We start from the raw sequence: 19,515 nt of genomic DNA, 5'->3' as shown, positions 1-19,515 counted from the left end.
AGCACGCGCCTTCCACGCACGCGGGGCACAGACCGACGCGGACAGATCCCCGACATGGTCAGTATCCACGTGCGACCGCCCGAAATTGAAGACCGATTGCTGCCAGGTCACTGGGAAGGCGAATTCATTAAAGGTGCGAACAACCAATCCTCTGTCGGCGTTCTGGTCGAGCGCACCAGCCGCTTGGTGCTGCTTGCCAAGATGGAGGACGCCACCGCCGCGTCAGCGCTAGCGGGCTTCTCCGCCAAACTCAATTCGATTGTGGCGCCCTTACGGCAAAGCTTTACTTACGACCAAGGCAAAGAAATGTCGCGCCATCAGGAGCTCACCACCGCCACCGGCGTGAACGTGTACTTCTGCGACCCGCACAGTCCCTGGCAACGCGGTACTTGCGAAAACACCAACGGGCTACTGCGCCAGTATTTGCCAAAGGTACGGACCTATCGGTCTACAGTCAAGACGAACTCGACGCGATCGCCGACAGCCTGAACAGCCGGCCGCGCGCCACTCACGCGTTCCATTCACCATTCGAGGTCTTCGCTGCAACCCTTGCTTCGGCAAGCCAACCTCCAAGCTCTAAACACTAAATTCCCCTGTTGCACTTCGCACTTGAAACCGCCCAGCTATTAAGATAACTATCCTTATCCTAATAGTTGTTGCTTCGTGTCAAATTCAGTCTCGTGCGAACGCGCGAGGCCCCCCTCCATCATCTAGCGGGTCCCGTCAGAACCTGCCCGACCACGTTACACGCGCATTTGTCGACTGTCTCCGATTCATGTCAAACCCGTAAGATATCCTCAACCTTCTTTTTGGAGCAGCGGCTGAGCGCCCGAATTTCCCTCATTGGGCATAAATCTGCGTGGCCGCACTGGGCGGCCTGATCCTAACTACGGGCGGTGAAGCAATGGCCCGATAGCAGGACAGATACCATCTTTCGCTGATCATGGCAGAAGAAGGACATATAGGCGCAAGGGTCATTCTCATCTCGCCGATTCCGTCGAGTGACCTGCAGCGGCCGCAAGTTTTGAGCGCGGGGAGAAGCATCGACGCGGTATGCTACACGCCGGCCAAACATCGATCTGCACCTGCGGGAACTGACCTAGGCTAACATCATCGCAAGGCCCGGGAACAAGTGTTGCAACGCGGGTTGTAATATGGGGTTCAATGGCCGTCAATTCGTCAACACTGTGGGCAAGCACATGAGCGTTCTCGCGAACATCATCGACAAGATTTTCCCGCCCGATCATCCTGCCAATACGTTGTCTGGCGCAACAATTGCACCGGCGACCGCTCCGCCCGGTCCTTCGACCGAGCCCCCGACCAATCTGACCGATAGCGCCGCGACGTCGCAACCTCCGGTTACGCCCATGCCGACAGTGGACATTGCAGCGATTCTTGACACGCGCCAGTCGGCCCGCACCGACCCTTTGGACTGGCGTACATCAATTGTTGACTTTCTGTCGCTGCTTAATCTCGACAGCAGCCTAGAAGCCAGAAAGTCGCTAGCCGCAGAAATGGCCTATCCGTCCGGCCGGGACGACTCCGACCACTTGGACGTCTGGCTCCATAAAGAAGTGATGAAGCGGCTCGCGCGAAATGGCGGCGAAGTTCCAGTCGGTTTGAAAACTTGAATAACGTTAGAAACCTAACAAGGTGACGCACGATGACTTCGAAAGCGGGAAACGACGCATGCAATGCCGGTGTCGTGTTGATTGAACAGCAACTGACCGCCTTGACGACATTCTCAACCTTGCTAGCAGACTGGGACGGCAAGGGGCGCGCGCTGCCCGATCTCAGTGCGGGCGAGCGGTACCTGCAAAGAAGGCGCGCAGCGAGCCGCGGCGACCAACACGTTGAAGCGGGCGTGAGGCTGAAGCACGAGCCGGTTCCGATTCGACTGCTATGGGAACGGTTTCAAGATCCTCCCGAGGCATCGTCGCGCGTACTTCGAACCGCCTGTGCTAACGCCATCCTTGCAGTTGCCTCATTTTTCGAACATCACGGCATGGGCACATTAAAGACACCCGAAGTCCAGTTCCTGATGCGCATTCGCGATGCCGCATTGAACGCGAACCTTTTTGAAATCGAGAGCGGCCAATATATTCCCGTCGCCACCTTCGATGGCCTCGCCATTTCCGACAAGCTAAACGGCACTCCCCTTTTCGGCGATGGAACCTCGCCCGGATTTTTACAATTTGGCGATGTCGCAGCACTGCTGGCTTACCTTTCGACGCACCTAAGCGGTGTTCAGATCATGGTAAGTGCTGGCGATGCGGGTTGAATATGGAGAATGGCGTCCGGCTCAGTAACTTGAGCCCGGCTCAGTTCGCGCATTGAAACGGCGGCTTCCGCCGATAGCGGCCATGACGTTTAGTTTATCCGACGCCATCGACCGAAATCCGGGCACGCAATGACCGTATACGAGTGCAGACAAAACCGGAGGCAGGGCTAGGAGTGTGCGCGGCAGAAGCCGCGCTGTCATCCGATGGCCTGTTGTAAACGTTGTAGGCAGATGACGACGAGCTATCTTCCCTACGATCCACAGCAGCAGTTGCTGCTGCCCCATGCGCTGCAAGATTGGCTGCCTGAAGGCCACCTTGCTTACTTCATCAGCGATACGGTCGACTCGCTCGACCTGTCCGCCTTCCATGCCCGGTATGCCGGCGGCGGTGCGCGCAACCAGCCCTTTCATCCGGCCATGATGGTCAAGGTGCTCGTTTATGGCTACGCGACCGGTGTGTTTTCCTCGCGCAAGCTGGCCAGGAAGCTGCATGAGGATGTCGCGTTCCGGGTCCTGGCGGCGGGCAACTATCCGGCGCACCGGACGCTGTGCGACTTCCGCGCCTTTCACCTCAAAGAACTGTCGGACCTGTTCGTGCAAGTGGTGAAACTGGCCAAGGAGTGCGGCCTGGTTAAGCTCGGCACGGTCGCGGTCGACGGCACCAAGATCAAGGCCAACGCATCGCGCCACAAGGCGATGAGCTACGACCGGATGAAGAAGGTCGAGCTTGAGCTGAAAGAGCAGATCGATGCTCTGCTGGCAAAAGCGAAGGCGGCCGACGCTGCCGAGAAAAATGAGCCGGAGCTGGATATCCCGGCCGAGATCACGCGGCGCGAGGACCGCTTGGCGGTGATTCGCGCTGCACGCGCACGCCTGGAAGAGCGCCAGTTGCGGATAGTCTCGTTCACCGCGAATAAAAACGTGCTGCAGCGATTCCAGGAGCAACTCGCGCAAGGCGGCGGTCCTTAAACGCACAGAAAACAACCGCCGTTTTCTTGAAGGCGTTAGGATAGTCAAGGCTCGCTCGCACAGTTACTGCAGCGCGAGCGTTACCCGCAGAAATCCGTTCGGTGGACCATGAATCCTGACAGCGTCGATACGCTAAGCCCGTTTTACCTATCTGACTCGCCGGCGGTTGTTGTTACGCGGCGCTTCGTGTTCCTGCTGGTGGAAGGGCTGTCCATGATGAGCCTGTCATCCGCGATAGAACCCTTGCGCTCGGCTAATCGCCTTGCCGCCCAGCCGCTCTATGCATGGGACATGGCCAGTCTCGACGGAACATCGGTCCAGGCCTCGAACGGAATTGAACTACAGGCTCGCCCGCTCGCTGAGGCCATGCCTAACGCGGATTATCTGTTCGTGTGCGGTGGCCTGCGGCTCGACCCCGAACTCGAGCCCCGCTATCTGCGCGCACTGCGCACCGCGGCGCGCAGCAAGGCAGTGATCGGGTCCCTGTCCACGGGGAGTTATCTGCTGGCCCGCGCGGGGTTGCTCGATGGTTACCAATGCACCATCCATTGGGAAAACCTGCCGGCGTTCACGGAGGAGTTTCGCGATCTGCTGTGCTCGGGAAAGATCTACGAGATCGATAGAAACCGGATGACTTGCTCAGGTGGAATCGCGGCAATGGACATGATGCTGCACCTGATCTCCGAGCAGCACGGCGCTGAGCTCGCGGTGCGCGTGGCAAACCAGTTCCATCATGAACGCATCCGCGACGGCCGCGACGATCAGCGCGGCTGGCGCGACCACAATCACGCGAGCCTGCCAAGAGGCATCCGGCGAGCGATCGATCTGATGCGGGCAAACGTGGAAGCACCGCTGCCGATTGCGCAGATCGGGACGACCATCGGCATGACATCGCGACAACTCGAACGCCTGTTCCAGCGTCACCTGAACGCCACGCCCGCACGCTATTACGTGCAACTGCGGCTTGAACGCGCGCACGAGTTGCTGGCCTATTCAAGCGTTCCAGTAGCCGACGTCGCGCTCGCTACCGGCTTTGCCTCGCCGTCGCATCTGGCGCGCTGGGTGCGTCGTGTGTATCAGGCGAGCCCGTCCGACCTGCGCGGCGCGCAATCACGTTCCTAGCGGTGCGAGCGAATCTTGTGAAGCGATCTCTGAAGCCAGCGGCAGCCAGCCCTGCAACGCCCGCCAGTCCGGTTCGAGGTTCGCAAATCGCGCAAGCGCAAAGCTCGACAGATCCGCGAAGCTGCATCTGCCGTCAATGACGAGATCGCGGATAGCGTGACCACTCGCCGGCGACAACCCGAATCCGACGCCCGATAACGTCGCCAGGGTGAGGTTATCGAATTGACCAGGCTGGTCGATAATCGGCCGGCCGTCAGGCGTATTCTCGATGAAACCCGCCCAGCTCCGAATTACACGCGCATGCGCGACCTTCGGAAACAAGGCCGCCACGCGTGCCGCGATGCTGCATTGCAAAGGGGTGGAATGAGGCCGCTGGCGATTCGCGTCGGCGAGATCGATCCACTCGTGCGGACCGCCGCCATACGCGAGATTGCCGCGCAGCGTCTGCCGTCCGTACAGGCCGTTGCCGTCAACGCCGCCTATGTTCATGGGCGGTAGCGGCTCCGTCACGATCATCTCGGCGCGCGCGCTCGCAAGCGGGACATCCACGCCAAGTTGCGCGGCAAGTTCGCCCGCGTGCAGCCCGGCGGCAAGCACCAGATGATCACAGGCGATGTGGCCGCGATTTGTGTTGACGCCAGTGACGTGTCCGCTGTTCATCGTGAAGCCGGTCACGTTGGTATGCTGCAACAAGCGCCCGCCGTGATCCTGCATCGCCCATGCATAAGCTTGCAGCGTGCGGTGCGGATTCGCGTGACCCCCAAAGTGATAGAAGTATCCGCCGAAGACGTTTTCGCCCGCGAATGGCACGAGTTCGCGGACCTGCGCGGGATTGAGGATGTCGGAGCGCAAGCCATGAAACGCGCCGTTATCGAGCGCCCGGCGATACAGCAGGAACTGGTGCTCGTCGAGCGCAATACGAATTCGGTTAGGCCGGAATTCAGTAGGATAACCGAGTAAATCGTCTATTATCGGCCAGAGGCGTTGCTCTTCCAGGAACAACGGGCTGTGATGATGCGAGCAGCCACCGCCGTTGCGCCCGGATGCACCCCAGCCGATCAGCCCCGCATCGAGCACAAGCACGTCTACGCCGGCGCGGGCTAGCCACCATCCCGCGCTCAGGCCCGTGACACCTCCGCCGACGATGACTACCGAGGCGCCTGCCGGCACGTCGTCCTTGGGGCCGGGATGGTCTGTCATCGTGCTAGTCCTCGTGCGGGTTCATGCATTGTCGAAAGCCTACTCGCTTGCTACGGAAGTGCCGCGCTCGCGTCCCGCCGCTGTATACAGTGGCACAGGCCGCCAGAACGGTACCCATTGCGAGGCCATTCCAAACCAACTGTCCCAGTGCTCGCCGAGTTCGGGCACTTCTTCCAGGGCAGCAAGCTGGCGCAGCGGCAGCGGGCGCACTGGCGAACGGAACGTAGCGAGCGGTATGGTCGCCAGTTCGGTTCCCGAGCCGATCGACAACAGCGCCGCCACTTGCTCGCGGCATCGACGCCCCTGGCATGGACCCATGCAGGCACGCGTGAGACGCTTGACGATGTCAGGGTTTGGCGGACCGTCGCCTGCAAGTTGTGCGAGCGTGTGCGGGTGCTCATCGTCCGTATTGGTTTCCCATCCGATGTAACGCGGAGGGCGAACCGACAGGATCTCGGCGGCCGTTACCTCCTCGCATTGGCAGACATAGGGCTCGCCGTCCGCTTCGATCACCGACGCACGCACCCATGCGCAGCGCTCCTGTGCGGAATCGGTATGGAGCGCATTGGGAACGACGGGCGCTTCTTCAGCAACGTCCTGATTATTCACGCCCAGCGCGCTCAACGCGGCCGCCGCTGCGATCCGCCCTTCGCGCCTCGCGATCGAGGGCGCTATGGTTTTGTCCGTCCATGTCCCCGCGCAATCGCCCGCAGCGAGAACGAACGGCAGCGACGTGCGCTGTGCTTCATCGATCCGCGCGACATGTCCGCTGCGCTCCGGGATGAACGCAGTATCGCAGCCTGCAGCCTCAAGCAATTCGATGGCCGGGACTGTCGCGATCCCCAGCAGCACCGTGTCGCAAGCCAGGCGGGTCAGTTCATCCTTCCGATGCCGCCCGTTCGCGTCCACTGCCGCGACCGTCACGGCCTCGACGTCGCCCGATCCGGTAGCGCCCTCGGCCCGTTCGATGACATGGCCTGTCAGCACCTGCGTTCCCTTTGCAACCAGCTGTGCAAGCAGCGCGGCATCGCCTGTCACGGCTTCGCCTTGCTCGATCACTGCTGCTATACGCACGCCTTTATCGGCGAGCGCATTCGCTATCTGCAACGTAGCAGTACTGCTACCCACCACCACGGCGACGCGCGCGCTAAGCGCGTCATAAGTCATTGCAAGCCGATAAGCCGCGCCCGCGCCCATCACGCCAGGCCGCTCCCATCCGGGGAATGCAAGCCCCATGTCGCGGCTACCGGATGCAACAATCACCTGTTTGAAACGCATCAAATAGGCACGGTTTTCGTCCGCCAGACCCGCGACGCGGCCGTCGATCCACGCAGCCGTGGGACGTTGCGGAAACAGGCCCCATGCAATCGTGCCGAGGCGCACATCCACTCCTGCTTCCAGCGCATCGGCAAGTACAGGCGTGCTTTCCAGCAGCGCTTCGAGCATCGCGTTCCGGTTTGCCACGACCGTGCCCATGCGACTGCCGAAATGCAGCGGGATCTCTTCGCCCATCGTTTCGAAGGGCACCGGGTTTTCGTCGATCAACGTCACCCGCACACCCCGATTCGATGCAGCCAGGGCAGCAGCAAGCCCCGCCGGCCCCGCGCCGATCACGAGCAGATCGGTTTCATCGGCGATGGGCGGTTGCTTGCCTGCGACCGACGCCGGATCGTATTCCACAGGGCCGGAAGGTTCGGCAGGATGCCGCACGGGTTGGTCCATGAGTAGTCCTCGAGCAATGAAGAGTTGTCCGATTATCAGGTGACGAGCACTGCGCTCAAGATCACAAAACCGACCTGATCGCCTCCGCGGGCGACGTTTCCGGCGCGCTCAGCGCGAGATCAAGAAGCGGGCTCAGGGCGTGCGCCGGTTCAGTCAGATTGAACACTTCTTGCTCCATAGCCGCCGCCCGTTCCGGGCCCATGCGCACTTCGGTGAATGCACGAAACTTCGCACGCAGCGCATCCCTCGGCAATGGTCTCTCAGGGTCGCCCTGTGATTGCATCGGACCAGAATCAAGCGTCCTGCCATCGCGTGTATGCACGATGACACGTGCCCAACGTTGCGCGGGAAACAGCGCGCTGAATGAAGCGCAATCCTGCAGACGAAGGCGCGGAATCAGATAGCGCAAACGCGCGTCGGCGAGACCATTCGGCCCGATTGTTTCCGCATCCACGCGTCCATCCAGAAGCGCGGCCGCGACAGGAAAAAGAACGCCATATTGTGCTTCCTCGGTCGTGGCCGGAACCGATGCGCACAGGCGGGTGGCCTCGTGAAACGTCTCGATCTCGACGCCTTCAATGGCATCCGCCACGAAAACTTCAGTCTCCCGCAAGCGCAGTGCGCAAGCGATTGCCGGATGCGCCCAGCGGCACACAGGAAACGGTTTGAAATACTGTTCGAGAATGAACCAGCGCTGCCCGAGACCGGACCACAATCCGCCTTCGTCATGCGCTTCGACTGTCAGCGCGGGCACGCCGGTGAAATGACGCTCGGCGAGTAAAGCCGCGCTCACACCCGCCATGCAACCCCATCCCGAGCCGTCCTTGAGCATCGTCGGATAATCGATGCAACGCATCATGTCGCTGCGTGGTCCGTGATACTCCGCAATACCTAACGCATGGCGCGTTCGCTCAACATCGAGCTTCAGTCCTCGAGCGGTTATCGCCGCCGCGGCCAACGCGTTCCACGCGCCGGATGTGTGGTATTCGCTGCTGGTTGCGTGCAGCGCAATGCCGGCACGCGTACCGATCTCGTAGCCGAGCACGAGGCTTGTGAGGAAAGAACGGCCGTTCATCGACGGGTCCAGTTCCGCCATCGCCAGCAAGGCGGGCAGGACGGCCACGCCGATGTGGCCCTTGGTCAGCGAATGGCCGTCGTGGCCGTCGAAGCTGTCGATCGTCATCGCGCCGGCCAATGCCGCACCGAGCGGACTCGCGATACGCCCATCGAACAACAGCCGCGAGCGCATGCTGCCCGCACCGAAAAACTCACCGGCATGATCGCAGGCTATCTGCGCGAGTTGCGTGCTACTGCCCGCTGCCGCGACGCCGAGCAGATCGAGCAGGCAGTACTGCGCCTGTTCGACCACGGCATCGGGCAGGTCCTCGAAGCGAAGCGAGTGGATGAATTGTCCGACGTGATCGTTCATTGCGCGTGGTCCACTGGAGAAGGGTTAGAAGTCGAGCACCAGATCGGATAACGGCCGGCTCGAGCAGGCAAGAATGAAACCCTTCGCTTCGTCATGTGGGGAGAGGCCACCCTGATGGTGCATCTCCACCGCGCCCGAGCGTTTGTGCAGCTTGCAGGTCCCGCAGATGCCGCTCGCGCAACCGCAGGAAATGACGACCTGCTGCCGCGATGCGGCCATTAAAACCGTTTCGCCCGCGCGTGCAGTGAAGTGCTTGTCGCCAAGCGTGACATCGAAGCGCGTGTCCGTGTCTGCGTCCGAAGCCGCTCTGTCTGCCGGAGAAGTCGATACCGTCGGCGCACCGAAATGCTCCACATGAAAACGTGCGTGCCGGGCGCCATCGGCGGCATGAATACGGCGGACATCGTCCATGAACGACGTCGGGCCGCAGCAGTAGACTTCACGCGTAAAAAAATCAGGCATGGCCGCCGCAATCAGCCGCCGCGACACGCGCCCGCGCAGACCGAACCAGCCGGGTCCGGGCAAACTCAGCGTGACGCTCGCTTGCAGCTTGGGCATGCGCGCTTGCAACGTAGCGATCTCGTCGGCAAACAAGATGTCTTCCACACGACGCGCCGCGTGAAACCACGCAACATCCTGCTTGGGTGCGTGCCGCGCGAGGGTACGCAGCATCGACATCAACGGCGACGCGCCCGAGCCCGCCGAAACGAGCGCGAGCGGCCCTTGCGGCATGGCATCGAGTCGAAATACACCAAGCGGGTATCGCGAACGCACGTGCATGCCGGGTGACAGTTCATCATGCAACCAGCGCGTGACGCGACCTGCAGGTTGCCGCTTGAGCGTGAGTTCGAGCGCCTTGTCACCGGCAACGGTACTGGGCGCCGACGCTATCGAAAACGTCCGGTCCACGCGTTCACCGTCAATATCGAGCGTCAGCAGCATCGACTGTCCGGCCGCGAACCGGGGTGCATCGCGGGCCGTATCGCGCAACACAAACGTCTTCACATCCGGCGATTCGCACCGCACGGCGACGCATTCCAGTATGCGATCCATAGGCGCATCCGGCGTGTCGGGGAATGGCGCTTCGAGTGCGTCGATGTCGTCAAGGTCGTCAGCCATTGGACACCTGCAACGCAATCGTCCGGGGCTTCGAACTCGCGTGCTCGACATACGCGGCAAGTTTGTCCGCGTACCAGTTCGTGAAGTTGCGCAACATGAACTCCGACGGCGCGTACGGCCCCGGCACATAGGCTTTCGATGCAACGCCCAGATGGTTGTTTGCCGCCAGCCGCGCGTCCTGGTCGTTGGTCGCGCGCCAGACCGACGTGAGCGTTTCGACGTCGTAGTCCACGCCCTCCACCGCGTCTTCATGAACGAGCCAGGTCGTGCGCAACTCGGTCTGGTTCGCGGAGAGCGGCAGGATGCGAAAGTGCATGATGTGATCGGAGAGGAAGTGATTCCAGTTGTTCGGCACCCGGAACATTCTCACCGAACCGAGATCCGGCTCGGTCAACTCGCCGAGCAGTTTGGTACAGGCAGGCGACCCGTCGGCCGTGAACGATACCGCGCCGCGATGAAACGGCAAGCGGATGCAACGGAATTCGTTTCCCCCATCTGCCGGCAGATGGGGGAGGCTCAAGCTGTCCCACTGGCGAGCTTTGTCATCCATCAACTGGCGAAAATCCTGCGAGCCGTGCGCATCATCGGGCAATGCGAATTCGACGAGCGTGGCGAGCAGTTCGGGATGATTGCCCGAGCAGTGATAACACTCGCGATTGTTCTCTATCACGAGCTTCCAATTTGCGTTCTCCACGATGGTCATGGAACACGCCACCTTCGTACGCTCAGGTTGATGGGGCGCAATATACGGTGTCACCGCTTGGCGAAAGCGCGACAGGTCGGGCGTGTTCGGGTGGGAATCTGAAGGATCGGCGAGACAGATATAGACCATGCCGCAGATGACTTCCACCTGCACCGGCGCGAGTCCATAACCAATGCGCTCAAAATCAGGTGGCATCTGGCGCGCGTGCAACAGCGCGCCGTCCAGGTCGTACACCCACTGGTGATAGGGACATACCAGCCGGTGCACATGCCCCTGCGGTTCCATGCATAGACGAGATCCGCGATGCCGGCAGGTATTGAAGAATGCCTTGATCTCGCCGTGAGGATTGCGCAGCACGACCACGGATGTTCCGCCGACTTGCAGCGTCTGGTAGTCGCCGGGCTGAGGAATCTCGCAGGCGTTCAGCGCGAACAGCCAGTCGTTCAGGAAGACGGCATCCAGATCCAGCGCGTGAAACGATTCGTCGATATAAAACGGCTGGGCCAGACTGAATCCTTCGCGCCGGCTGGCCAGTAGAGCATGAACCCGTGCTGCGTCCAACATCGTCATGTCCGCCCAAAAAAGCATCCGTGTGAAGCTATTGTGTTCCGCCGTTTTGCGGCGTGAGCGCAGGTTCACGACCAAGCCCATCACGAAACCGACACGATGCGACAGCCGGGTTCAACTTCAGCGCATTGGCGTCTCGAATAGTGGGCAACGCGAAACGCGCTCGGCGTACCGCGTCGTAGTCAAGTGTCGCGATCACCAGTTCTTCGCGGGCCTGTTCACTTTGGGCAATGACGTGACCATCCGGGCCGACGATGCGCGAACCGCCCCAGAAATGGAGGTCGCCCTCGCGGCCCACGCGGTTCGCCATCACGACCGGCGTGCCGTAGACAAGCCCGTAGAAACGCAAGGCAAGATCCCAGCCGCGCGGGTTGTCGAAGTCCAGGCCAACAGCTTCAAGCGCCGAGCTAACCGGCGCCGCGAACAAGGTCGTGCCCGCACACGCCGACGCATGTACGAGCGCCGGATTCCACAGGTCGGCGCAGATCGGCGTAGCGACGCGCCAGTACGCATCGAGATTGAAACCACCGAGCTCGTCACCAGGACCGAAATACTTGCTGTCGTCGAGCCTTCCATACGTTGCAAGGGCAATTTTCCGATGCACGTGGACCACGCGGCCGTGCGCCAGCGTGGCCACGCTGTTGTAGAACTGCGCTCCCGCCGATTCTTCTATGAAACCGACCACCGCATGCATGCCGTTGCACGCAGCCGCTATTTGCATCAGTACGGGGTCGTCGGCGGGCATGGCGAGACGCAACGCCTCCGCACCCGCGCCATGGCCCACCAGTGATAGTTCCGGAAACACCAGCAGTTGCACGTCCGCCGCTGCGGCGGCTGTCAGCATCGACAGATGTTTGTCCACGTTCGAAGCAATCGAGCCCGGCACGCTTTCCATCTGTGCGGCCGCCACCACGAGTTCATGTTTCATGTTTGCGCCGGAGCCTTCGCTTCAGATCAGTCCCGACGACTTCAGGAACTGCGCCGCGACGTCGTCCACCGACTTCTTCGACACATCGACTGCGGCATTCAGACGCGCCATGGTCTGATCGTCGAGTTTCGCTGAAAGTGCGTTAAGGATGCCCGCGAGCTTCGGATTGGCGTCGAGTGTTTCGCGGCGGACGACCGGTGTCAGCGCGTAGGCCGGGAAGAAACCCTTGTCGTCGCGCAGCACGACAAAGTTGAACGCGGGCACGCGGCCATCGGTCATGAACACGAGGGCGAGATCGACCTGCCGGTCCTTCAGCGCCTGATACGTCAGGCCCGAATCCATCCGCTTGACCTGCGACGGCGAGAAGCTGAAACCATAGGCTTGCTGCAGCGGCTTGAGTCCGTCGGGCCGTGCGTAAAACTCTGAATTGCATGCAAACGTCAGTTCCTTGCCGCTGTTGAGCGCCTTCGACAGATCGCTTAGCGTGACAATGCCCAGCTTCGCGGCTTCGTCACGATTCATCGCCAGGCCATAGGTGTTGTTCGCCTTCGACGGATCGAGCCACACAAGTCCCTTCTTCGCATCCAGTTCTTTCACGCGCTGATAGGTTTGAGCTGGATTCAAATGCTCCGTGACCTTGTTGTAGGTGATCAGCGAGGTGCCCGTGTATTCCCAATACACATCGATCTGCCCATTTTCCTGTGCCTCGCGCAGCACGCTGCTACCCATGCCGTCCTTCTTGACGACGGTGAACCCCTTGGCCTCCAACAAGGCGGTCGTCATCTGCGCCATCAGCACTTGCTCGGTGAAATTCTTGCCACCGACCGTGATCGTGGCCGCGCCGGCGGACATCGATGCAAAAGCGGCAGCAATGCCTAAGCCTAGCGCGCATGTCAACGTTGAAAGCAATGCGCGGGAAAGAAACCAGGAGAGCCGGGAGAGCCGAGTGTGCATGGAAGGTCCGAAATGTGGTTAAGGGCCAAACTGACTTGGCAAGCAAAACGAAAAGAGGCCGGTCAACGCTGCGGATTCACGCCACGCGGCACGAGCCGGAACTGCATCTGCGCGACCAACATGTCCGTGGCAATGGCGAGTGCTGCAGTTGGAATCGCGCCGGCAAGCAGCATCGTAAAATCGTTCAGGTCGATGCCGGTAAAGATCAGCTCGCCCAGCCCGCCACCACCCACGAGAAATGCGAGCGGCGCGGTCCCGACGGTGATTGCCAGAGCCGTTCTGAGTCCCGCGAAAATGACATATATCGCGTTGGGCATTTCCACGCGCCACAGGATCTGCCGCCGGGTCATGCCAATGCCGGTCGCGGCGTCGATCAGCGTCGGCGGCACGGCGCGCAGGCCTTCGTAGGTGTTCATCGCGATCGGCAGCAGGGTCGCGACCCACAAGCCGAAGATGGCCGGCTTGGCGCCAATTCCAAGCAGGCTCATGGCCAGCGCGAGCAGCGCGAGTTTCGGCACGGCTTGTCCCGCGTTGAGCGCGAGCAGCACGAGATGCGCCGCGCGGCCGCGTCCGGGCCGGCTAAGCCAGATGCCCATGGGGATCGCGACCACGATGGCAGCAAGACCGGCGATGGCAACCATGAGCATCTGCTGACCCGCCTGATACACGATGTCCGCGCGATACTGCGCGAGCGACGAGAACCAGTTGTCGGCATGAGCGTCAGCGCAAGTGGCGAGCATCATGAGCGCTACGACCAGACATCGGCCGCGAGCGCGATGAACGGTGGGTGTGCTCATGTTCATGTTCATGCGCCCTCTTCCGCACGCGTGAGCGCGTTCCGATCTTCTTGACCGGCGAGTGGAACGAAACCCGTCGTGTCGTCGCTGAAAACACTCAAGCCCGCGTGAGCGCATGCGCCCGGGTCGCCCGCGCGCGCCAGTGCCGCGATCGCTGCATAGCTGACATAACCGGCGAAGCGGCCGGCATCGTCGAGCACGGCGAACCATGAGACGCCGTGCGCGAGCATGGCGGACACCACGCTGCGCAAGTCGTCCCCGGCACGGGCTGTCGCGGCAAGCGGCATCGCAAGCGATGCATCCAGCCGGTCGTCCGCGTTCACACTCGCGGCGTCCAGGCATGCGGTGCTGAGATAGCCGCACGGTGCGCCGTTGGCATCGACCACGATGACCTCGCCTCCGGGATGCGAGCCCAGCGCCGCGCGCACGTTGCGGTGCGTTTCTCCAACCCGCGCAACCGCTCTCGAACTCATCAGCGCATCGCTTGCGCACAGCAGGCGCAAGCGCTTCAACGCGCGATCCGAGCCGACGAAGTTCGCGATGAACGTGCTTGCCGGCCGTGCCAGCAATTCCTCCGGTGGTCCATATTGTTCGAGCTTGCCGTCGCGGAAGATCGCGATCTTGTCGGCCATCTTCACGGCTTCGTCAATATCGTGGCTCACGAACACCACGGTCTTGTTCAGCCGCCGCTGGATCTTGCGGAACTCGTCCTGAATCGCAGTGCGGTTGATCGGATCGATGGCACCGAACGGTTCGTCCATCAGCATGACGGGAGGATCGGCGGCGAGTGCTCGCGCTACGCCCACGCGTTGCTGCTGACCACCCGACAGGTCGCGTGGATAACAGCGCATGAACACGGCCGGATCAAGCGTGACGAGTTCGAGCAACTCCTCCACGCGCTTGCGCGTGCGCGCCTTATCCCATCCGAGCATCTGCGGCACGAGCGCAATGTTGCCTTCCACCGTCATGTTGGGGAACAGGCCGACCTGCTGAATCACATAGCCAATGCGGCGGCGCAACTCCACCACGTTAAAGCTCGCGGTATCTTCTCCCCCGATCAGGATCTTGCCCGACGTGGGCTGCACCAGCCGGTTGATCATCTTGAGCGTCGTGGTCTTGCCGCAACCCGATGGTCCGAGCAGCACGCATAGCTCCCCTTCGCCGATATCCATCGTAAGGTCATCGACCACCGCTTGCGCTTGGCGCGATTCGAAGCGCTTGGTGAGGTTCTGGAGCTTGATCATCGGCTCTCCGCAATGGTGATAGGGTCGCCTGCGCGGACATCGGCTGAGACAGCGCGACGGCCCAGTGCCAAGAGAGGCAGGCGTGGCGTGCGCAGGCCGGCAGGCGTAAGGCGGCGTTGCAGGCATGCCAGTCCGAAATCCGCCACGATCGCAAGCGCGCCCACGATCACCGCGCCCGCTATCAGTTGTCGCGGGTCCGACTGCGAGATCCCGCGGCTGATCAGCTTGCCGAGGCCGCCCGCGCCAATATACGTGGCGATCGCCGCGATGCCGATGTTGATGACCACCGCCATCCTGATGCCGGCCATGATGATGGGCACGGCAATGGGCAGTTCGACGCGAACGAGCCGTTGCTTCGTGGTCATTCCCATGCCGCGTGCCGCTTCTCGCATGGCAGGGTCGAGATTACGGATCGCCGTATAGGTGTTGCGCACGATCGGCAACTGCGAATAGAAAAACAGCGCGATCACAGCCGGCAGGAAACCGATGCCTTGCCCGATCAGCGACAGGACCGGGATCAACAAGCCGAACAGAGCGACCGATGGCACCGTCATGAGGATGGCGGCCACGTAGAGCACCACGCGCGCCACGCGCTCGTTGAGACTGATGGCGATGCCAAGCGGCACGCCAGTGAGGATGGCGAAGCCGACGCCCACCGCGACGATCTGCAGATGCTCGACGAGCATGTGCAAGATCGAAGGACCATTTGTCCAGATGAAAGCGAGCGTTTCCAAGCGTCCTCCAGAAGAGTGGCGCAGCCGGTAATGATGCCTATTGCACACCGCGGGACTAGGGTTTGTCGGTATAAGGGGGTGTGTCAGACCACCTTGCCGCCAATGAACTGTAGCGGCTCAAAATGCTTGGCAGCACCACGTTTTCGACATCAACTGTCACCGAGGCGACGCCCACGGGTTTTCGCTTGGGGGCCGGCGCTGGTCTGGATAGGGGTTTGCTGGCGCTTAAAAGCGATTCGCTTGGGGGCCGGGCATGGCCTCGCTCGCGCTTCCAAGCCTCCTGCACGGTGGATAGCGAGGCGCCGTCTTCTGACGAAGTGCAGATCGAACCGGTATTGCCTCGCAGTGACGCACAGGGGAAAAGGTGTTTCGAGTCAGCAAGTTGCGGCGCCACGTCAAACTTTATCCACAGGCCTTTCAACAAAAACGGGCGAGTATTGTTGTTGATTGCGGATGCTGGCGCGGATGACCTGGTCAGCGGTCCTGGCGCCTGGATCGCGCACGACGTGGCCGGACTTAAACGAGTCGCGAAGGAAGATTCTACGTTTATAGACCCGAAAAAACGCGCGCATGATCGTCTCATGCGCGCGTGTACTAGCGCTAAGTCTCGCTAAGTCAACTTAGAAACGGTGACGCATGCCTACCGCCACGACTGTCTGATTGGCGGTCGACGACGGCGACAGTGTGTTGATCGACGCAACGTTCGCACCGAAGTTGCCGAGTTCACCCGATGCGTGCTGATACACGCCTTCCAGGTACACGTCAGTCCGCTTGCTCAACGAGTAATCGCCTTGCAGCGACGCTGTCTGCCACTTCGGATCGCCCGAACCGTTCGAACCCGATACCTTGCCGTCGGTGAACGTGTATGCAGCAGTGAGGCTTAAGGCCGGTGTCAGCGCATAACGGCCGTTCACTTCGTAGTTGTCCATATGCAGGTTCGTGCCGGCCACGCCTGCCAGCGTCGTGCCGCCGACGTTCACGCCGGTGATGCCATCGAGTTGCGTATGCGTATACACGAGGCCGACGTTCGCCGGGCCGTAAGCGTAGTTCAGGCCGGCGCCGTAGGTGCGTTGCTGTTGTGCGGCGATCGCTGCCGTGCCGTCGCCTTGTGATATGGCGCCACCCACGTTGTTGCTACCTGAGTTGTTCAGTTGCAGGTAAGCGGCTGCCACGCTCAGCGGGCCATTGCCATACGAAGCACCCGCACTCCATGCACGATTGTTCGAGAACTGGCCGGCGGCGTTGCTGAAACCGTAGAGGCCGCCGAACTTCACGCCGCCATAATTCGCGCTCTGGTACTTCACTGCGTTCTTGACCGAGAACGAGTTGTCGAGGTTGTCGTTATCGAACGGGTGAGCGGCAAGGTTGTTGCCATAGCCTGCGCCGGCTTCCGACAGCGGCGCCAGATAGTCGACCACCGAGTCGTATTGACGGCCGAGCGTCACCGTACCGTACTGGTTGCTTTGCAGGCCGACGAACGCCTGACGATTGAACATCGTGCTGTTTTCGCTGAAATTGCCGTTGTTCAGGTTGAAGCCGCTCTCCAACGTGAAGATTGCGTGCAGGCCGCTGCCCAGATCTTCACTGCCGCGCAGGCCGAAGTAAGTGTTCGATACCGAACCGCTGCCTTGTTGCCAGTTGCTGTGGCCGCCTTCGTTGTTTGCAAACACAAGGCCGGCATCCAGCGTGCCGTAAAGGGTGACGCTGCTTTGTGCATGAGCGGTGATGGCAAACACGCTCATAAGGCTAGCTGCGATGAGGGTTTTCTTCATGATTTGTAAAGCTCCGAAACATGGCGAGAGAATCGTATTCAAGTAATCGCCGATGACCTAATCGGCGATTCGCTGCGCAGTGTATTCCCGCAGATGATTCTTTTAGCCGCGTTTCACGCAATAATATTTTCCGAAGCCGCAATGGCGGAAGCTCAAGCAGGTAAGTGCAAGTAGATAAAGAAAAAACACCTTTCACATTGGGTGCGCAAAGTACGTGTCAAGCTCCATTTGTTGTGCATATGCGACGTGATCGTAAAAGAATTTACTCGCAGTGCTTCGTAAGGATTTTGACGATCAACATACAGCGAAAAGGTTTCATTTCATTTAGTCAATTGATTCTTCCGCTGACTGCTATTGTCATGCACGGGCTTAACTTTTAGAGTGAGTCGCCCCTTGGACAGGGGTGGTCTTTTTCATCTTTTTTAGCGCGACTGTACCGGCTCCGGTTGTTTGGACACGCTTTTGTAGTTCAGGCGGCCAGCTTCATCAGCCTTTCCTGACGGGCTTCGAGGGGTGATTTGAAGCCCAGCTTTTCAAGACGCCAGTCGCGGTTGTATCGATCCTTGAACGCGACAGTGGCGGCACGAACTTCCTTCAGGTTTTTGAAGATGCGTCCATGAATAGCCTGCTCCTTCATGGTTCGGTTGAACCTCTCGGCCACGCCGTTGGTCTGCGGCTCGGCGACGAAGGCGTAGCTCGGCGCGATGCCCCAGAATTTGATCTGGTCGCGAAAGTCGTCCGAGGTGTATTGCGAACCATGATCCATGCGCAGCGACAGCCCGCGACCTGCGTCGGCACCCACGGAGCCAAACTCGCCCAGCAGCCCCTGGGAGATCGGCTCGAGGGCGGCGAAACGGTCACCAATTTTCGCGGCATGAATGCCGGTGCACATGCCGTCGCAGTGATCGACGGCGGAGAAGATCCACACCATGCCGTCGTCCACGGTCGCGATGCGCACGCCGTCGGTACCCCACATTTCATTGGGGCGATCAGTCGTAATCCGGCCGTCGTGAAGGATGGGTTCGCCTCGCGCTTGACGATGCGGCGAGAGCAGACTGTGCTCCCGCATCAGCCGCAACACGCGGGTCCGGGAGACACGGATGTCATGCAGGATGCGCAGCCGTGCCCAGACCTTGCGGTGCCCCTCGCCCTTGAAGGGCGAAGCCGCCAGATCGTCACGGATAGCCTTGAGCAAGTCAGCATCGGGCATCTTCGGCTTCGGCCCACGCCTGCGCACAACCATCGGCGTCACGCCGGCGCTCGCTCTGGCACGTACGGCGTAGATCGTCGAGCGCGGGAAGTCGAGCACCTGGCAAACTCGTTGCAATCCAAAGGGCTTGCCGACGCTCACGGAGATCTCGTGGCTCATGTCGATGATCTCCGAGCGCTCAAAGGGCGACGGGCCTGCCGCTCGCGTTCCTTGTTCAAAATCTCGATTGTCATCGTGAGCTCGCCGACGCGCCGGACGGCCTCGTTGAGTCGGGCTTCCAACGGATCGCTAATGCGTGCCTTCAGGCCTGCCTCCATGCCCGCCAGAGCCTGTTCACGCCAGCATTCAAGCTCGGCGATCGTCACGCCAACTTCGCGCGACACGGCATCGACGGGTTCGCCGCGCAGCAATCGAAGCACCACGCCACGTTTGCGCCCGGTCGACCAGCGTTTGACTTCGGCGGCGCCAGAGGGTAAGCGATCGGTCAAGCACGCCCCTTGCGCCAGGCGTTGAATAGAGGAGCATGTAGCATTTTCAGCAGGCTGAGGGTGGCTATATGAATGATGGTGGAAAGAAGATTGGCGAGCATGCGATGGCGCACATTGAAGCCGCGCAGCGTGAGGGTAAGACGCTTTCGGCATATGCGCGTGAGCATGGGCTGAGCAAGCAACATTTGTACAAAGTTAGGCGAGACATGCGAGCACGCTCGGCTGGTTCTGGGAAGCCCCGGATCACCGCGGAGAAGTCGAGCGAACCACCGGGAG

18 protein-coding genes and 2 pseudogenes are annotated in these 19,515 nt (G+C 60.9%); 6 read left to right on the top strand and 14 right to left on the bottom strand.

Translation table 11 applies throughout. From position 1 onward, the window contains the following. The 5 genes and pseudogenes from BSU04_RS37140 to BSU04_RS37120 form a co-directional block, all read left to right on the top strand. Positions 1-587 (top strand): annotated as a pseudogene (locus BSU04_RS37140) (IS30 family transposase); the annotation flags it as partial. Between the two features lie 612 nt (positions 588-1,199). Then, positions 1,200-1,631: a DUF3597 domain-containing protein gene (locus BSU04_RS37135; protein WP_089165222.1), complete on the top strand. Its 432-nt coding sequence runs from the start codon at positions 1,200-1,202 to the stop codon at positions 1,629-1,631. A 74-nt stretch (positions 1,632-1,705) separates the two neighbouring features. After that, a complete protein-coding gene (locus tag BSU04_RS37130) occupies positions 1,706-2,281 on the top strand; it encodes a hypothetical protein (protein ID WP_144021469.1) in 576 nt (191 codons plus the stop codon). A 231-nt stretch (positions 2,282-2,512) separates the two neighbouring features. Then, positions 2,513-3,169 (top strand): annotated as a pseudogene (locus tag BSU04_RS37125) (transposase); the annotation flags it as partial. A gap of 189 nt (positions 3,170-3,358) precedes the next feature. After that, positions 3,359-4,372 carry a GlxA family transcriptional regulator gene (locus tag BSU04_RS37120; protein WP_089165217.1) on the top strand — a complete coding sequence of 338 codons (1,014 nt, stop codon included), beginning with the start codon at positions 3,359-3,361 and terminating at the stop codon, positions 4,370-4,372. Here the strand turns inward: BSU04_RS37120 and BSU04_RS37115 are convergent. The 14 genes from BSU04_RS37115 to BSU04_RS37050 all read right to left on the bottom strand — a co-directional run bounded on the left by BSU04_RS37115 (position 4,361) and on the right by BSU04_RS37050 (position 19,239). Next, on the bottom strand, positions 4,361-5,572 hold the full coding sequence (locus BSU04_RS37115; protein ID WP_089165216.1) for an NAD(P)/FAD-dependent oxidoreductase: 1,212 nt from the start codon (positions 5,570-5,572) through the stop codon (positions 4,361-4,363). The two genes, BSU04_RS37120 and BSU04_RS37115, sit on opposite strands and share 12 nt — an antisense overlap. Positions 5,573-5,611: 39 nt before the next feature. Beyond that, positions 5,612-7,294 carry an FAD/NAD(P)-dependent oxidoreductase gene (locus BSU04_RS37110; RefSeq protein ID WP_089165215.1) on the bottom strand — a complete coding sequence of 561 codons (1,683 nt, stop codon included), beginning with the start codon at positions 7,292-7,294 and terminating at the stop codon, positions 5,612-5,614. Positions 7,295-7,355: 61 nt separating this feature from the next. After that, entirely contained in the window at positions 7,356-8,723 is a 1,368-nt protein-coding gene (locus tag BSU04_RS37105; RefSeq protein WP_089165214.1) for an MmgE/PrpD family protein, read from the bottom strand. A gap of 24 nt (positions 8,724-8,747) precedes the next feature. After that, positions 8,748-9,842 (bottom strand): flavin reductase family protein, encoded by a 1,095-nt coding sequence (locus BSU04_RS37100; RefSeq protein WP_179258572.1) that lies wholly within the window; start codon positions 9,840-9,842, stop codon positions 8,748-8,750. Next, complete coding sequence (locus BSU04_RS37095) at positions 9,835-11,109, bottom strand: aromatic ring-hydroxylating oxygenase subunit alpha (protein ID WP_218827409.1); 1,275 nt, start codon at positions 11,107-11,109, stop codon at positions 9,835-9,837. Before BSU04_RS37095 ends, BSU04_RS37100 begins: the two co-directional genes overlap by 8 nt. 34 nt (positions 11,110-11,143) lie before the next feature. Beyond that, on the bottom strand, positions 11,144-12,040 hold the full coding sequence (locus tag BSU04_RS37090; protein ID WP_089165212.1) for a nitrilase-related carbon-nitrogen hydrolase: 897 nt from the start codon (positions 12,038-12,040) through the stop codon (positions 11,144-11,146). A gap of 21 nt (positions 12,041-12,061) precedes the next feature. Next, on the bottom strand, positions 12,062-12,892 hold the full coding sequence (locus BSU04_RS37085) for a glycine betaine ABC transporter substrate-binding protein (protein WP_256983745.1): 831 nt from the start codon (positions 12,890-12,892) through the stop codon (positions 12,062-12,064). A gap of 164 nt (positions 12,893-13,056) precedes the next feature. Then, complete coding sequence (locus BSU04_RS37080; protein ID WP_089165220.1) at positions 13,057-13,791, bottom strand: ABC transporter permease; 735 nt, start codon at positions 13,789-13,791, stop codon at positions 13,057-13,059. Between the two features lie 8 nt (positions 13,792-13,799). After that, the gene (locus tag BSU04_RS37075) at positions 13,800-15,035 is read right to left on the bottom strand and encodes an ABC transporter ATP-binding protein (RefSeq protein ID WP_089165210.1); all 1,236 of its coding nucleotides are present in this window, start codon (positions 15,033-15,035) and stop codon (positions 13,800-13,802) included. After that, positions 15,032-15,769: an ABC transporter permease gene (locus tag BSU04_RS37070; protein WP_089165209.1), complete on the bottom strand. Its 738-nt coding sequence runs from the start codon at positions 15,767-15,769 to the stop codon at positions 15,032-15,034. The genes BSU04_RS37075 and BSU04_RS37070 overlap by 4 nt, the downstream gene beginning before the upstream one ends. Before the next feature lie 395 nt (positions 15,770-16,164). Continuing rightward, a complete protein-coding gene (locus BSU04_RS46855) occupies positions 16,165-16,341 on the bottom strand; it encodes a hypothetical protein (protein WP_179258570.1) in 177 nt (58 codons plus the stop codon). Between the two features lie 48 nt (positions 16,342-16,389). Beyond that, the gene (locus BSU04_RS37060) at positions 16,390-17,541 is read right to left on the bottom strand and encodes a porin (protein WP_089165207.1); all 1,152 of its coding nucleotides are present in this window, start codon (positions 17,539-17,541) and stop codon (positions 16,390-16,392) included. 469 nt (positions 17,542-18,010) lie between these two features. Next, entirely contained in the window at positions 18,011-18,910 is a 900-nt protein-coding gene (locus BSU04_RS37055; RefSeq protein ID WP_089165206.1) for an integrase core domain-containing protein, read from the bottom strand. Next, entirely contained in the window at positions 18,907-19,239 is a 333-nt protein-coding gene (locus BSU04_RS37050; RefSeq protein ID WP_218827408.1) for a transposase, read from the bottom strand. Before BSU04_RS37050 ends, BSU04_RS37055 begins: the two co-directional genes overlap by 4 nt. A 68-nt stretch (positions 19,240-19,307) precedes the next feature. Between BSU04_RS37050 and BSU04_RS47235 the strand changes: the two genes are divergently transcribed. Next, a partial coding sequence (locus BSU04_RS47235; RefSeq protein WP_218827407.1) for a hypothetical protein occupies positions 19,308-19,515 on the top strand: 208 nt, incomplete at its 3' end.

Origin of the sequence: Caballeronia sordidicola (assembly GCF_002220365.1) — a bacterium.
In the GTDB taxonomy this organism is placed as follows: Bacteria; Pseudomonadota; Gammaproteobacteria; order Burkholderiales; family Burkholderiaceae; genus Caballeronia; species Caballeronia sordidicola_C.
The sequence above is the reverse complement of the archived record's forward strand: the minus strand, read 5'-3'. Positions and strand labels throughout refer to the sequence as shown.